General features: G+C 68.2%; 7 protein-coding genes and 1 pseudogene. 5 read left to right on the forward strand and 3 right to left on the reverse strand.

All coding sequences use genetic code 11. The features are described 5' to 3' along the window. Window positions 1–61: 61 nt before the first annotated feature. Window positions 62–2,065, reverse strand: coding sequence for a primosomal protein N' (locus tag QPK32_RS10925; protein ID WP_290412837.1), 2,004 nt, complete (start codon window positions 2,063–2,065; stop codon window positions 62–64). 559 nt (window positions 2,066–2,624) lie between these two features. Next, window positions 2,625–3,808, reverse strand: a pseudogene (hemE, locus tag QPK32_RS10930) (uroporphyrinogen decarboxylase). A 134-nt stretch (window positions 3,809–3,942) separates the two neighbouring features. Here hemE and QPK32_RS10935 point away from each other — a divergent pair. From QPK32_RS10935 to QPK32_RS10950, 4 genes are all read left to right on the forward strand, one after another. Next, window positions 3,943–5,901: a S9 family peptidase gene (locus tag QPK32_RS10935; protein WP_290412838.1), complete on the forward strand. Its 1,959-nt coding sequence runs from the start codon at window positions 3,943–3,945 to the stop codon at window positions 5,899–5,901. After that, complete coding sequence (locus tag QPK32_RS10940) at window positions 5,898–10,079, forward strand: DEAD/DEAH box helicase (protein WP_290412839.1); 4,182 nt, start codon at window positions 5,898–5,900, stop codon at window positions 10,077–10,079. Before QPK32_RS10935 ends, QPK32_RS10940 begins: the two co-directional genes overlap by 4 nt. 129 nt (window positions 10,080–10,208) lie before the next feature. After that, window positions 10,209–12,095, forward strand: coding sequence for a DUF885 domain-containing protein (locus tag QPK32_RS10945; RefSeq protein ID WP_290412840.1), 1,887 nt, complete (start codon window positions 10,209–10,211; stop codon window positions 12,093–12,095). 226 nt (window positions 12,096–12,321) lie between these two features. Further along, the gene (locus QPK32_RS10950; RefSeq protein WP_290412841.1) at window positions 12,322–13,806 is read left to right on the forward strand and encodes a PHB depolymerase family esterase; all 1,485 of its coding nucleotides are present in this window, start codon (window positions 12,322–12,324) and stop codon (window positions 13,804–13,806) included. Here the strand turns inward: QPK32_RS10950 and QPK32_RS10955 are convergent. Then, window positions 13,782–14,705 (reverse strand): LysR family transcriptional regulator, encoded by a 924-nt coding sequence (locus QPK32_RS10955; RefSeq protein WP_290412842.1) that lies wholly within the window; start codon window positions 14,703–14,705, stop codon window positions 13,782–13,784. The two genes, QPK32_RS10950 and QPK32_RS10955, sit on opposite strands and share 25 nt — an antisense overlap. 103 nt (window positions 14,706–14,808) lie before the next feature. Between QPK32_RS10955 and QPK32_RS10960 the strand changes: the two genes are divergently transcribed. Further along, window positions 14,809–15,783 carry a polysaccharide deacetylase family protein gene (locus QPK32_RS10960; protein WP_290412843.1) on the forward strand — a complete coding sequence of 325 codons (975 nt, stop codon included), beginning with the start codon at window positions 14,809–14,811 and terminating at the stop codon, window positions 15,781–15,783. The last annotated feature ends 80 nt before the right edge of the window (window positions 15,784–15,863 follow it).

Consider the following 15,863-nt stretch of genomic DNA (forward strand, 5'->3'; position numbering starts at 1 on the left):
ATGCATGACGATACGCCAATTTTGCCATGTCGGCAGCGCAACCCCGGATTCGGGCGCCGGATCAGATGTCGAGCGGATCGACCTCGAGCGACCAGCGCACCCGCGTCTTCATGGCGCGCAGCAGGTCCACCCACGCCGTCAGGAAGGTTTGCAGCGCGGGGCGCGAATTCGATTCGACCAGCAACTGGGCGCGGTCGACGTTGTGCACCCGCGTCATGGTCATGGGGATCGGATCGTTGATCACCACGGCATCGGTCGGCAGGACGTCGCGCGCGCTTTCCAGGAAGGCGATGGCGGTGGCCAGTTCCGGCGCCTCGGCGCGCAGCAGCGCCTGGTACATGAAGGGCGGCAGCGCGGCCTGGTGGCGTTCCTCGAGCAGGTCGCCGGCGAAGCGGTCGTAGTCGTGCCGCATCACGGCGCCGTACAGCGGATGCTGGCAATAGCGCGACTGGATCAGCACTTCCGATTCGAGGCCGGCGCGGCCGGCGCGGCCCGCCACCTGCATCAGCTGGGCGAACAGGCGCTCGCTGGCGCGGTAGTCCTGCGAGAACAGCGCCGTGTCCGGGTTCAGCACGCCCACCAGCGTGAGTTTCTTGAAGTCGTGGCCCTTGGCGACCATCTGCGTGCCGATCAGGATGTCCACCTCGCCCCGGTGCACGGCGTCGAACGCGGCCTGGGCGCTGCCCTTCAGGCGCGTGGAATCGGCGTCGATGCGCAGGATGCGCGCCTGCGGGAACAGCGCGCTCAAGCCTTCCTCGACGCGCTGGGTGCCGCGTCCCAGCGGCTGCAGGTCGATGTTGCCGCAGGTCGGGCAGGCGTGCGGGATGCGCATCTCCAGCGAGCAGTGGTGGCAGCGCAGGCGCCGCTCGGGGCGGTGCAGCACCATGTGGGCGCTGCAGCGCGTGCAGTCGCTGATCCAGCCGCAGGCTTCGCAGCAGATCACGGGCGCATAGCCGCGCCGGTTCAGGAACAGCAGCGACTGCTCGCCGCGCTCGAGGCGGCTGCGCAATGCCGCGATCAGGGTCGACGTCAGCCCCTCTTTCGGCTTGTCGCGCTCCATGTCGATCAGCTTCACGCGCGGCAGCACGGCGTCGCGCACGGCGCGCTCGCGCAATTCGAGGCGACGGTAGCGGCCCGTCTGCGCATGGTGCCAGCTCTCCAGCGACGGCGTGGCCGACCCCAGCACGATGGGAATGGCGAGCTGGCGCGCGCGCCACACGGCCAGGTCGCGCGCCGAATAGCGCAGGCCTTCCTGCTGCTTGTACGAGGGGTCGTGTTCCTCGTCGATGACGATCAGCTTCAGGTGCGGCAGCGAGGACAGGATCGCCAGGCGCGTGCCCAGCACGATGCGCGCCCGGCCCTGGTGCGCGGCCAGCCAGTGCAGCATGCGCTCGCCTTCGGACAGGCCGCTGTGCAGCGTGGCCAGCATCACCCCCGGGAAGCGCGCGCGGATGTTCGCTTCCAGCTGCGGGGTCAGGTTGATCTCGGGGACCATGATCAGGATCTGGGCATCGTGGTCGCGCCCCAGGACCTGGGCGCAGGCCTGCAGGTACACCTCGGTCTTGCCGCTGCCCGTGACGCCGTACAGCAGCAGCGGCGCGAAGCCCTGCGCGCCGCCGATGGCGTCGGCGGCCTGCCGCTGCGCGGGATTCAGCGCCGGCATGTCGACCGGCGCCGGATCGTGGTCGTCCGCCAGCTTGGCCAGCTTCTTGAGGGCCCGGTCCAGCGCCACCGTGGAAGCCAGGCGCAGGTTCTTCGGCAGGCCCGGCATGGCCACCTCGCCCAGCGGGCGGTGGTAATAGTCGGCGGCGAAGCGCGCCAGCGCCAGCCATTGGGGCGAGAGGGGCGCCAGCTGGCCGCGCACGGCCAGTGCATCCTTCAATTTGTCCTCGGGGACCTCGCTCGACGCCTTGATGGCGACGATGACGCCGACCGCCTCGCGCCGGCCGAAGGGTACCAGCGCCAGTTGCCCGACGAGCGGCTCGCTACCGGGCTCGCAGGGCCAACGGTAGTCGAACACGCTGTCCAGCGGCGTATCGAGGGCGATTTGGAGGATGCAGGCCAAACGGGTACCTTGTGAGGAGGGAGAGGACTGTGGAAAACTTTGTGGAAAATGGAAAACTTGACCGTGGAGAAGGTTTACGTTAGCTCAAAGCACTTGGCAATTCCTTAACGCCACAAAAAAATTTCCCGTTAAAAATCAATGATTTGCAATTTTCATGCACAGGCATCCGAAATGGTGCATCGCTCGGCGACTTCTGTGCATAAGTGGGAATTTCCGGTGAAGAACTCAAGCGCAGTGCAGCAAAAACCTGATGCAATACTTGAAGAAATCTCGTAAACCCCGGTAAACCAAGCACTTTTCCGCATTATTCACAGAATCTGTGAATAACTTTGTGAACAATGGCCGGCAAACTTTGCCGGATCGCGCGGCCGCCCCTGGGGACAAGCCCCTGCGGGCCCTGGCAGACCGGCATAAACATCAATGAAATCAATGACTTGATTGATTCTATCCACCACTGTATGTTTTCACAGCCTGGACAATTCGTCCGTGGAATTTTGTGAATAAGTGGGGATGCGCAGCAGCCGTGCAGCGCCTTGGTGGACGCGCACGGCAAGGTCGATCAACCCGCGCGCTGGCGGCGGCTGATGGCGTGCACCGCCTCGACCATGGCCGTCACCGATTCCGGCGGCGTGAATTGCGAGATGCCGTGGCCCAGGTTGAACACGTGGCCATGGCCGGCCGATGGGGTGCCGTAGCTGGTCAATGCCTTTTCCACTTCGGCGCGCACGGCGTCCGGCGTGGACAGCAGGATCGCGGGATCGAGGTTGCCCTGCAGGGCGACGCGGTCGCCGACCAGCGCGCGCGCGCGGCCGAGGTTGACGGTCCAGTCCAGGCCAAGCGCATCGGCGCCGATCTCCGCCATCTCGTCCAGCCACAAGCCGCCGCCCTTGGTGAAGGCGATGACGGGAATACGGACACCGTCTTTTTCGCGATGCAGCNCGCATCGGCGCCGATCTCCGCCATCTCGTCCAGCCACAAGCCGCCGCCCTTGGTGAAGGCGATGACGGGAATACGGACACCGTCTTTTTCGCGATGCAGCTTGGCGACCACCTTCTGCATATAGGCCAGCGAGAACGCCTGGTAGGCGCCGTCGGCCAGCGCGCCGCCCCAGGAGTCGAAGATCATCACGGCCTGGGCGCCGGCGTCGATCTGGGCGTTCAGGTACTGTGCCACCGCCTCGGCATTGATCTCCAGGATGCGGTGCGCCAGGTCCGGGCGGGCATACACCATCTTCTTGATGGTGTGGAATTCGCGCGAGCCGCCGCCTTCCACCATGTAGCAGGCCAGCGTCCACGGGCTGCCTGAAAAGCCGATCAGCGGCACGCGGCCGTTCAGCGCCGTGCGGATCTGGGTCACGGCCTGGAACACGTAGTCCAGCGACGCCATGTCCGGCACCTGCAGCCTGGCCACGTCTTCCTCGGTGCGCACGGTGCGCTCGAATTTCGGGCCTTCACCATCCTCGAAATACAGGCCCAGGCCCATCGCGTCCGGCACGGTCAGGATGTCCGAGAACAGGATCGACGCGTCCAGCGGATAGCGGTCGATCGGCTGCAGCGTCACCTCGGTGGCGTAGTCCGGATTCTTGGCCAGGCCCAGGAACGAGCCGGCGCGCGCGCGGGTGGCGCGGTACTCGGGCAGGTAGCGCCCCGCCTGGCGCATCAGCCATACCGGCGTGTACTCGGTCGGCTGGCGCAGGAGCGCACGCAGGAAGGTGTCGTTCTGGAGCGGGGCAAATTGTGGCATGGATGACAATCCGTCAAGGAAATCGAGGGCAAACCTCTATTATCGCACTCCTCGGGCCGGGGGGACACCTTCCAATCGTCCTGCATGCGCCGCGGATTTATAATGTTCCTTCTCTTTGCCACGCAGGACCGACCATGACCGACTCCCGCAAACAGCCTGCCCCTTGCGGCACCTGGACTTCCCCGATCACCGCCCACGTCGTCGCGGCGGGTTCCGCGCCGCTGTCCGGCGTGATGCTCGACGGCGCCGACGTCTACTGGCTGGCCGGCCGCGCCAGCGAAGGCGGCCGCAACACGCTGCTGCGCCGCCGCGCAGGCGCAACGGAAGAATTGAAGTCCGAGCTGACCCCGTCCCCGTTCAACGTGCGCACCCGCGTGCACGAATACGGCGGCGGCGCGGCCCTGGTGGCCGACGGCACCGTATGGTTCTCGCACTTCGCCGACAACCGCCTGTACCGTCTCGACGGCGGCGGCGCGCCGCAGCCCGTCAGCGCCGGCGGCGACCTGCGCTACGCGGACTTCGTGCTGGACAAGGCGAGAAACCGCCTCGTCGGCGTGCGCGAAGACCACTCGGCCGGCGCCACCTACCCGGTCAATACGCTGTGCGCCATCGACTTCGACGGCCGCGAGACGGTCCTCGTCGACGGCAACGATTTCTACAGCGCGCCGCGCATCTCGCCGGACGGCAAGCACCTCGCCTGGATCAGCTGGGACCTCCCGCGCATGCCCTGGCAGGGCACGGAGCTGTGGCTGGCCGAGATCGGCCCGGACGGCACGCTGCTGGACGGCCGCATGATCGCCGGCGGCGGGCAGGTCGACGGCGGCGAAGCCATCGTGCAGCCGGAATGGTCGCCGGACGGCGTGCTGCATTTCGTGTCCGACCGCTGCGGCTGGTGGAACCTGTACCGCTACGAACACGGCGTCGTGCACGCGCTGTCGCCGCGCCACGCGGAGTTCGCCACGCCGCCCTGGGTGTTCGGCAACAGCATGTACGGCTTCCTGTCCAACAGCGAGATCGTCTGCACCTATATCGAGGACGGTGTCAGCCGCCTGGCGCGCATGCAGGTGGCCAGCGGCGCCATGACGCCCATCGAGACGCCCTACGAAGAGATCCGCGAGCTGCGCGTGTGCGGCAATACGATCGCCTTCCTGGGCGGCTCGCCCACGCTGGCGGCGGAGCTGGTGCGCATGGACCTGACCCAGGGCACGCGCGAGGTGCTGGCGCGTTCCATCGCGCAGCTGCCCGACGTCGGCTACCTGTCGGTCCCGCAGAGCATCCGCTACCCGAGCGCGGACGGCCGCACGTCCTACGCCTTCTACTACGCGCCGAAGAATGCCGACTTCGCGCCGCAGCCGGGAGAACTGCCGCCGCTGATGGTGATCGGCCACGGCGGCCCGACCAGCATGGCGCCCAGCACGCTGAAGCTGGCGATCCAGTTCTGGACCAGCCGCGGCATCGCCGTGCTGGACGTGAACTATGGCGGCAGCACGGGCTTCGGCCGCGCCTACCGCGACCTGCTCGCGGGCCGGTGGGGCATCGTCGACGTCGAGGATTGCGTGGCCGGCGCGCGCTACCTGGCCGACCAGGGCCTGGTCGACCGCGAACGCCTGGTGATCCGGGGCGGCAGCGCCGGCGGACTCACCACCTTGTGCGCCCTGCTGTTCCACGACGTGTTCAAGGCCGGCGCCAGCTACTACGGCGTGTCTGACCTGAAGGGGCTGGACGCCGATTCGCACAAGTTCGAATCGCGCTATACCGAATACCTGATCGCGCCGCCCGAGCGCGCCGCCGCCGTCTACGCCGAGCGTTCGCCGATCAACCACGCAGATAAACTGCGCCGCCCGATGATCTTCTTCCAGGGCCTGGACGACAAGGTGGTGCCGCCGCCGCAGTCTGAAGTGATGGTCGACGCCCTGCGCGCGCGCGGCCTGCCCGTCGCCTACCTGACGCTGGAGGGAGAGGGCCACGGCTTCCGCAAGGCCGACAGCATCGTGCGCACGCTGGAGGCGGAGCTGTATTTCTACCTGCGCGTGTTCGGCATCCCGGTCCCCGCCGGGCTGCCGGCGATCGAGATCGAGAATCTGTCTGCATGAGCGATGAGGTATTGCACGCGCTCGTGGAGGCGTGCGACGAACCGCGCCGGCTGATCCTCGCGCTGCTCGCGCTGGCCGGGGAGCCGATGGGACGGCGCCGCATCCACGAGCACCTGGCGCCGTTCGAGATCGGCGCCGGCGACGAGGACCTGGCCGAACCCCTGGAAAGGCTGCGCGCCGACGGCCTCGTCGCCGAGCTGCCGTCGCGCGGCTACACGGTCGCGCCCGACGTGGCCTGGCCGGCGATCGCCTGGTCGCTGCGCGCGCGCCGCTTCAACCAGTTGCGCGATGTCTACCAGCAGGTGACGCCCCTGCGCGTGGACTGGCAGGGTACGCCCATGCTGCGCAGCTACCGCCAGGGCGTGGCGCTGCTGCGCATGGCCCTGCTGGGCGGCGAAGGCCCGCGCGCCATCGCCCCGCTGCTGGCGGCCTGCCTGCGCTGCCACGAAGCGGCCTACCTGCATCCGCTGGTCGACATCTGCGCCCGCCCGTTCGAGCCGGACCTGATGGAACGCATCAACGGCGCCGTGCGCGACGACGTGCTGGACGTGCTGGTGCGCCACGTGCAGCGCGAACCGGCGCTGGCGCCCGCCGTGCGCGCCTATGCCGAAGCCCAGGTCGCCCAGGGCGGCGCCTCGATGGGCCTGCGCATGGCCCTGGCCGAGCACCTGGTGCTGTGCGGCCGCCTCGATGCGGCCGGCGAGCTGCTGGCCGACCTGGACGAATCGAGCACCCTGACTTTCCGCAGCGTGCTGCAGCTCTTGCGCGGCGATGCCGAACCGGCGCTGGCCGGCTTCGACAAGGCCCTCAAGGCGCTGCGGCGCGAGACGGGCAAGCGAAAGGCCGTGTTCGAGGGCATCGGCGGCCACCTGTACGTGACGGCGCTCCTGAAAAGCGGCGATCCCAAGCACGCCAAGGCGGTCGAGAGCTACCTGGACAGCGCCACCCGCGCCGTGCAGAGTCACGACACGGCCGTCTACCAGCAGCTGTCGATGCTGCGCCAGATCCGCGGCGGCACCGTCGATGCCGACGTGCTCCCCTCGCGCAACTGGGAAAGCGCGCTGCAGCCCGTGATGTTCCGCGCCCTGCTGCACTGGTGGCTGGGCCTGCCGCAATTGCAGGAGCGTCAACCTTTGCTGGAGCAGCAGTTCGACATCGCGCAGGCGGCCGGCTTCGACTTCATCGCCGCGCAGCTCGCGTCGGTGCTGGGCCAGCTCGGCATGGTAGGCATGGAAAAGCAGGCGATCGCGCTGCGCCAGCAGCACCGTTTCGTCGACCTGGCGCTGTGGTTCGAACGCGAGCAGCCGTGGGAACGGCAGCTGAACGCCCTGATCAACCTGCAGCCGGCCGTGAACGTCGAGGTGGTCAAGGAATCGCGCCTGGCCTGGCTGGTCAGCTGGGACCCGCACCTGGGCGTGCGCGAGATCGAGCCGCGCGAGCAGAAGCGCGATGCCCAGGGCGGCTGGAGCCGCGGCCGCGCCATGGGCCTGAAGCGCCTGGCCGAGGAAGCCGCGCAGCTCGACTTCCTCACCCCGCAAGACCTGCAGGTGGCCGCCACCATCGCCGGCTACCGCTACTACACGGGCAACGGCACGCGCTACGAGTTCGACCTGGATAAAGCCGTGGCGGCCCTGGTCGGCCACCCGCTGCTGTTCTGGATGGATGCGCCGGGCACCCGCGTCGAGCTGCTGCCGGGCGAGCCGCAACTGACGGTGCGCGCGGGCGGCGGCCGCGTGACGATCGCGCTGGTGCCGCCGCTGCGCGAGCAGCAGGGCGACGTCGTCGTGATCAAGGAAACGCCCACGCGACTGCGCATCGTGGCCATCCGCGACGAACACCGCCGCATCGGCGCCATCGTCGGCGATGGCCTGGAAGTGCCGCTGGAGGCGGAGCGGCGCGTGCTGCAGGCGATCAGCGCCATCTCGACCATCGTCACCGTGCAGTCCGACATCGGCGCCAGCCCCGCCGACATCGAGCAGGTGGCGGCCGACGCGCGCCTGCACGTGCAGCTGCGCTCCTACCAGCAGGGTCTGCGCATCCAGGTGATGGTGCGTCCGCTGCCCGATGCCGGCCCGTATTTCCGCCCCGGCGACGGCGCGGAAAGCGTGATCGCCGACGTGAACGGCGTGCGCCTGGAAGCGCGGCGCGACCTGAACGCCGAGCGCGAGGCCGAACGCGCCCTGCTGGCCGACGTGCAGGCGTTCGAACATGCCGAGGACGAGCACGGCGAGTGGCTGCTGGCCGCGCCGATCCAGTGCCTGGAACTGCTGGCCCAGCTGCAGGAGGTGCAGGAGCTGGAGCCGGGCCGCATGCTGGTCGCCTGGCCCGAAGGCGAATCGTTCCGCGTCTCGAAGAAGGTGTCGTCGAAATCCGTGCGCCTGCAGATCCGCCGCGACAAGGACTGGTTCGCCGCCAACGGAGAAGTGCAGATCGACGAGCACAAGGTGATGGACTTGCGCGAGCTGCTCTCGCGCGTGCGCGAGGACCGCTTCGTCGCGTTGGGCGACAACCAGTTCCTGGCGCTGTCCAACGAGCTGCACCGCCGCCTGATGGACTTGTCCGCGTACAGCGACGCCGGCGACGAGGCGCTGCGCTTCCACCCGCTGGCCAGCTTCGCGCTGGAAGAGCTGGCCGGGGAAGCGGGCGAGGTCGATGCGGACAAGGCCTGGCGCAAGCACCTGGATCACATGCGGGAGAACGCGGACTTCCGCCCGCAGCTGCCCGGCACGCTGCAGGCCGAGCTGCGCGACTACCAGGTCGAGGGCTTCGAGTGGCTGGCCAGGCTCGCGCACTGGGGCGTGGGCGCCTGCCTGGCCGACGACATGGGCCTCGGCAAGACGCTGCAGGCGCTGGCGCTGGTCCTGTCGCGCGCGCCGGGCGGCCCCACGCTGGTGGTGGCGCCGACCTCGGTGGCCACCAACTGGATGGCGGAGGCGCAGCGCTTCGCGCCCACCCTGAACATGCACCTGTTCGGCAGCGGCGACCGCGCCGCCATGCTCAAGGAAGCGGGCGCCTTCGACGTCGTCGTGGCCAGCTACGGCCTGCTGCAGCTGGAAGCGCACCTGTTCGAGGGCGTGCGCTGGCACACGATCGTGCTGGACGAGGCCCAGGCCATCAAGAACGCACACACGCGCCGCTCGCAGGCCGTGATGGCGCTGCGCGGCGACTTCCGGATGGTGGCTACCGGCACGCCGCTGGAAAACCACCTGGGCGAGCTGTGGAACCTGTTCAGGTTCATCAACCCGGGCCTGCTCGGCACCAGCGACCAATTCAATTTGCGCTTCGCCGGTCCCATCGAGAAGGCGACGGACAAGCGCGCGGAGCTGGCCGCGCGCACGCGCCTGCGCCGCCTGACGCAACCCTTCATCCTGCGCAGGACGAAGGCGCAGGTCTTGACGGAGCTGCCGCCGCGCACCGAGATCGTGGTGCCGGTGGAACTGAGCCAGGAAGAGGTGGCGCTGTACGAGTCGCTGCGGCGCGAGGCGCTGGAGCGCATCGCCGCCCTCGAGGCCCCCCAGGGGCAGAAGCAGATCCAGATCCTGGCCGAGATGATGAAGCTGCGCCGCGCCTGCTGCAATCCGCAGCTGGTGGCGCCCGGCAGCGGCATCCGCAGCAGCAAGCTGGAGACCTTCGCCGGCCTCGTCGACGAGCTGCTCGAGAACCGCCACAAGGCGCTCGTGTTCAGCCAGTTCGTCGACCACCTGACCCTGATCCGCGCCCACCTGGACGAGCGCGGCATCCGCTACCAGTACCTGGACGGTTCCACGCCCATGCAGGAACGCAAGCGGCGCGTCGATGCGTTCCAGGCCGGCGACGGCGATCTGTTCCTGATTTCGCTGAAGGCCGGCGGCGTCGGCATCAACCTGACGGCGGCCGACTACGTGATCCACATGGACCCGTGGTGGAACCCGGCGGTGGAAGACCAGGCCTCCGACCGCGCGCACCGCATGGGCCAGCAGCGTCCCGTGACGATCTACCGCCTGGTGGCGCGCCACACGATCGAGGAAGGCATCGTCGATTTGCACCACCACAAGCGCGACCTGGCCGACAGCCTGCTGGAAGGCAGCGACATGGCCGCGCGCATGTCGCCCGACGACATGCTGGCGATGCTGCAGGCCGGCCTGTCGGGCGCGGCGGGCGGGCGCCCGGCCTCGGTCCTCGACTGGCACGGCGTGTGACGTTTTGTTTCAAGAGGCCGCAAGGATGGCGAATGGTGCTAACCTGACGCCCCGCCGCGTGCGCTGTCCGCGCATGCGCGCGCATCTGGCCCCTTATCATCTGGCCCATTATTTTTGCAGGCAGATCCAATGATGACATCGAAAATCGCGCTGGCCGTCCTCCTGACCAGCTTCGCGCTGGCGCCGGCGAGCGCGCGCACCAAGGCCCCCAAGTCCAAGGCGGCCAGCAGCACGAAAGCCAAGGCGCCGGCCAAGGGAAAAAGCAAGGTGACCAAGGCGGCGCCTGCCGCGGCGGCCGCCACGGCAGCAACGGCAGCAGCGGCCGCCCCCGCGGCCACCGCGCAGAACCGCAACGACCGCTACATGGACTCGCTGTCCATGCAATTCATTACCGCGCTGTGGCGCATCGATCCGGAAGGCGGCATCGCCGTCGGCAAGTTCGACGCGGCCGCCAAGCTGACGATCCCCGATGCCGCCACGCGCACGAAGGAACTGGCCTTCATCGACGAGTGGCTGGACAAGCTGGGCAAGGTCAACGCCGACAAGCTCTCGCCCAACCAGAGCACCGACCTGGCCCTGCTGTTGAACAAGCTGCGCTACGACCGCTGGCGCATCACCACGCTGCGCGACTTCGCCTGGGATCCGTCCCAGTACAACGTCGCGCCGGCGCTGGACCAGATCCTGAATACCGGGTACGCCGCGAAGCCGCAGCGCCTGCGCACCCTGCTCAAGCGCCTGGCCGACGTGCCGGCCTATTACCAGGCCGCGCAAGCCTCGGTGGTGCGCCCGACGCGCGAACATACGCAGCTGGCGATCGCCCAGGCGCCCGGCACCCTGGTCGTGCTGGCGGACCTCGGCAAGGCGGCCCAGGAATCGATCCTGTCCGTGCAGGAGAAGGCGATCTTCGCGCAGCGCGTGGCCAATGCCGGCAGCGCCGTGCTGGCCTGGGTCGACTTCCTGACGGCCCTCGACAAGCAGCAGGAACAATCGGGCGGACCGCGTTCCTTCTGCCTCGGGAAGGAGCTGTACGAACAGAAGTTCGCCTTCGAGATCCAGTCCGCCAATACGGGCGAGCAGACCTACCGCAAGGCGCTGGCGGCGCGCGACGAACTGCTCGCGCGCATGGACACCCTGTCCGACCAGCTGTGGGACAAGACGATGGGCGCGACGGCCAAGCCGGCCGACCGCTACAAGAAGATCGGCATGGTGATCGACAAGCTGTCGCTGCAGCACGTGACGCGCGAGAACTTCCTGCCCGAGATCCGCCGCCAGATCCCCGTGCTGCAGGAGTACGTCATCAGGAACAACCTCGTGACCATCGATCCGAGCAAGCCGCTCGAAGTGCGCGAGACGCCGCTGTACCAGCGCGGCGTGGCCGGCGCCAGCATCGAGGCGCCGGGTCCGTACCGTCCCAAGGACAAGACCTACTATAACGTCACGCCGCTGGACGGCCTCACGGCGGAACAGGCCGAGAGCAGCCTGCGCGAGTACAACAACTGGATGCTGCAGATCCTGAACATCCACGAGGCGATCCCCGGCCACTACACCCAGCTGATGAACGCCAACCGCTCGCCCTCGCTGGTGAAGGCCTTGTTCGGCAACGGCGCCATGGTCGAGGGCTGGGCCGTGTACGGCGAACGCATGATGCTGGAATCGGGCTATGGCGACAATGCGCCGGAGCTGTGGCTGATGTGGTGCAAGTGGAACCTGCGCAGCGTCTCCAACACCATCCTCGACTACAGCGTGCACGTGCTGGGCATGACGCGCGAGCAGGCCATCGACCTGCTGGTGCGCCAGGCCTTCCAGACGCCGCAGGAAGCCGCGGAAAAATGGAAGCGCGCGCAGCTGTCCTCGGTGCAGCTGACCAGCTACTTCAGCGGCTACAGCGACATCATGGAACTGCGCGAGAAGCGCAAGCAGCAATTGGGCGAACGCTTCAACCTGAAGCAGTTCCACGACCAGTTCCTGGGCTACGGCAACGCCCCCGTGCGCGTGATCGGGCAACTGATGCAGTAAGCCCTGCGTGTGCAAATCCGCACACCCGGCGTGCTCGCACGCCGTCTTGCATGCATGAGTTCGTCTCCTAGAATGAATCGCTGACGTCGAGTCACGATAACAATCAACGATACAGGAGACGAACCATGCGCTGCCTCATCCCTCCTCCAACCTGAACCGACGGCCATCCGGCCGCCCGGTCTCACCCTTGCGTCTTTCCCATCCATCGCAACGAGTTGGAGGCACTATGTCATCCTTGTTCACCCGGACCGCCGCACGGCTGTCCGCAGGCATCCTCGCATTCGCCATCGGCATCCCCGCCCAGGCCCAGGTCCAGGCCGGTCCCGGCGCCTGGAGCGGCAACCAGACCTGGGCCGCCGACACCGTCAACGGCGGCAACCTGACCGGTTACTTCTACTGGCCCGCAACGCAACCGGTCCTGGCCGGCAAGCGCGCGCTGGTGCTGGTGCTGCACGGCTGCGCCCAGACCGCCGCCGGCGACGTCATCAACGGCGGCAGCGACGGCGGCTTCAACTGGAAAGGGGCGGCCGACCAGTACGGCGCCGTGATCCTGGCGCCGAACGCCACCGGCAACGTCTACGGCAGCCACTGCTGGGACTATGCCAGCACCCGCCACAACCGCAGCACGGGCCACGACGGCGTGCTGCTCGACCTGGTACGGCGCTTCACGGCGGATGCCCGCTACGCGATCGATCCGAACCAGGTCTACGTGGCGGGCCTGTCCTCGGGCGGCGGCGAGACGATGGCGCTGGCCTGCCTGGCGCCGGACGTGTTCGCGGGTGCCGGCATCAATGCCGGACCGCCGCCCGGCACCACGACGGCGCAGATCAGCTACGTGCCGGCCGGCTTCACGGCGGCCACGGCGGCCGGCAACTGCCGCACGCTGGCCGGGTCCAATGCCGCCTCCTTCTCGACCCAGATCGCCAGCGTGATCTGGGGCACCGGCGACTACACGGTGTCGCAGCAGTACGGGCCGATGGATGCGCTGGCCCTGCGCCAGGTCTACGGCGGCAGTTTTACGCAAGGCTCGGCCTTCGCCGTGCCGACCGGCGGCAATGGCATCCCGTTCACGGATGCGAACGGCAAGCTGCGCACCACCGAGATCGCGGTAAGCGGCATGGGCCATGCGTGGCCGGCCGGCAGCGGCGGCCAGGGCACGAACTTCGTCGACGCCACCCACGTCAACTACCCGTCCTACCTGATGGCATTCTGGACCACGAACAACCTGCGCGCGGCCGGTTCGCCCGGTTCGCCCGGCTCGCCCGGCCTGCAGCCCCCGGCCGGCCTGGCGGTGACGGCGACGACAACCGCCAGCGTCGCCCTGGCCTGGAACGCGGCCGACGGCGCCACCGGCTACTTCGTCTACCGCAACGGCAGCCGCGTCAACGCCAGTCCGGTGACGGCCACGAACTTCACGGACACGGGACTGGTGGCGAATACCGGCTACAGCTACCGCGTGTCCTCGAACGGCAGCGCCGGCGAGAGCGCGCTGTCGGACGCGGTCACGGCCACGACGACGGCGTCGGGCTGGACCTGCAGCGCGACGACGGCCAGCAACTATGCCCACGTGCAGGCGGGGCGCGCGCATGCGAGCGGCGGCTATGCGCTGGCCAACGGCTCGAACCAGAACATGGGCTTGAACAATACCTTCTATACGAGCACGCTGGCCCAGACGGCGTCGGGCTACTACGTGATCGGCAGCTGTCCCTGATCGTGCGCCGCGAAGCGCCCGGCCAGGAATTCCAGCAGCAGCCGCACGCGCAGCGGCAACAGGCGGCGATGGAACAGCGCGTGCACGTCGGCCGCCGGCGTCTCCCAGTCCGGCAACACGACGTCCAACCGGCCGGCGCCGACGTCGGCGGCCACGTCCCACCAGGACTTGAAGCCGATGCCGCGGCCGGCCAGCAGCCAGGCGCGCGCGACGGCGCCGTCGTTGGTTTCCCAGGCCTGGCCGGAGGCCATCCGGCATTCCACGACGGCGTCCAGGCGGCGCAAGGTCACGCCGTCCTGCAGGCCGTCGCGGGTGTGCAGCAGCACGAAGCGGTGCCCGGCCAGCTCGGCCGGCTGCGTGGGGCGGCCGGCACGCTCCAGGTAGGCCGGCGCCGCGCACAGGACACGCCGGTTGCCGGCCAAACGGCGCGCATTCAGGGCGCCGTCGGCCGGCATGCCGAAGCGGATCGCCAGGTCGATGTCCTCGTGCAGGAAACTGGCCACGGCGTCGGACAGCGTCAGGCTGACGACGACGTCGGGATACGCGGCGCTGAAGGCGTCGAGCCAATCGAGCAGCAGGTGGCGGCCGAAGTCCGAGGTGGCGGCGATGCGCACCCTGCCGCGCACGGCGTTGCGGCGCGACGCCAGCGCCAGTTCGGCGTCGTCGACGGCCTGCAGCGCAATGCGGCAGTGCTCGAGATACAGCTGGCCTTCCTCGGTCAGGCGCAGGTGGCGCGTGGTGCGTTCGAACAGCCGCGTCTCGAACGCCTTTTCCAGCTTGTGCAGGCGCGCGCTGGCAGCGGCCGGCGACAGCGCCAGCTTGCGCCCGGCGGCGGACAAGCTGCCCAGCTCGACGGCAGCGACGAACAGGCGCATATCGCCCAGTCGGTCATGACGCATGAATTATTTTGTTGGATTTGAAAATATTTCAACCGTGAGACGCATTATCAAATCAAACCGAGGAATGAACAATGCGGTATCGCTATTTCGACAAGGAGTACCCATGCAAACCGCATCCCGCCGCCGTTTCATGCAGCAAGCCGCCGCCGGGGCCATCGGCGCCGGCCTGGCCGGGGGCGCCAGCGCCCAGTCCATCCCTGTTCCGGCCCAGTCCGCCAAGGCCGGCGAGTTCTGGCCGGGCGGCGCCCGCCTGGTGATCTCGATTTCGATGCAGTTCGAGGCGGGCGGCCAGCCGCCCAAGGGGGCCGACAGCCCGTTCCCGAAAGTCGACTTCCCCGCCAGCGTGCCGTCCGACGCCGCCTCGAATACCTGGTTCGCCTACGGCTACCGCGAAGGCATCCCGCGCATGCTCGACCTGTGGGACCGCCACGGCGTGAAGGTGACCTCGCACATCATCGGCGAAGCGGCCAAGCGCCATCCGGAGCTGGCGCGCGAGATCGTCCGCCGCGGCCACGAGGCATCCGGCCACGGCCCGCGCTGGAGTTCCCAGTACGCGATGCCGCGCGCCGAGGAAAGGAAGTTCCTGGAGGAGGCGCAAAGCATGGTGCGCGAGGTCACCGGCGTCACCCCGCTCGGCTACAACTGCAACTGGCTGCGACGCGGCCCGAACACGCTGTCGCTGCTGCAGGAACTGGGCTACCTGTACCACATCGACGACGTCAGCCGCGACGAACCCTTCATCGTCAAGGTCAACGGCCACGACATGGTCGTCGTCCCCTACACGGTGCGCAACAACGACATCCTGCTGATCGAGGGCCGCAACTACTCGCCCGAGAAATTCCTCGACCAGATCCTCGGCGAATTCGAGCAGCTGTACCAGGAAGGCGGCCAGCGCCGCCGCATGATGTCGGTGAGCGCCCACGACCGCATCAGCGGCACGCCGCAGATGGTGCGCGTCTGGGACAAGTTCCTGGAACACGTGAAGAGCAAGCCCGGCGTCGTGTTCATGCGCAAGGACGAGATCGCGCGCTTCGCGCTATCGAGCCCGCTGACCGTGCGCGAACAGGAAGTGATCTGACGCTTCCAGGCAGGAACGGCACAAGCGGCACAAACGACGACGGCGCCCGCTGGCGCCGTTGTTCATGGGACCAGGTGCCG

This window comes from Massilia sp. YIM B02763 (assembly GCF_030412015.1).
Classification (GTDB): domain Bacteria; phylum Pseudomonadota; class Gammaproteobacteria; order Burkholderiales; family Burkholderiaceae_D; genus Telluria.

Coding starts and splice junctions, on each gene's coding strand:
- QPK32_RS10935 (WP_290412838.1), top strand. CDS start 3,943: ATGACCGACTCCCGCAAACAGCCTGCCCCTTGCGGCACCTGGACTTCC.
- QPK32_RS10940 (WP_290412839.1), top strand. CDS start 5,898: ATGAGCGATGAGGTATTGCACGCGCTCGTGGAGGCGTGCGACGAACCG.
- QPK32_RS10945 (WP_290412840.1), top strand. CDS start 10,209: ATGATGACATCGAAAATCGCGCTGGCCGTCCTCCTGACCAGCTTCGCG.
- QPK32_RS10950 (WP_290412841.1), top strand. CDS start 12,322: ATGTCATCCTTGTTCACCCGGACCGCCGCACGGCTGTCCGCAGGCATC.
- QPK32_RS10955 (WP_290412842.1), bottom strand. CDS start 14,705: ATGCGTCATGACCGACTGGGCGATATGCGCCTGTTCGTCGCTGCCGTC.
- QPK32_RS10960 (WP_290412843.1), top strand. CDS start 14,809: ATGCAAACCGCATCCCGCCGCCGTTTCATGCAGCAAGCCGCCGCCGGG.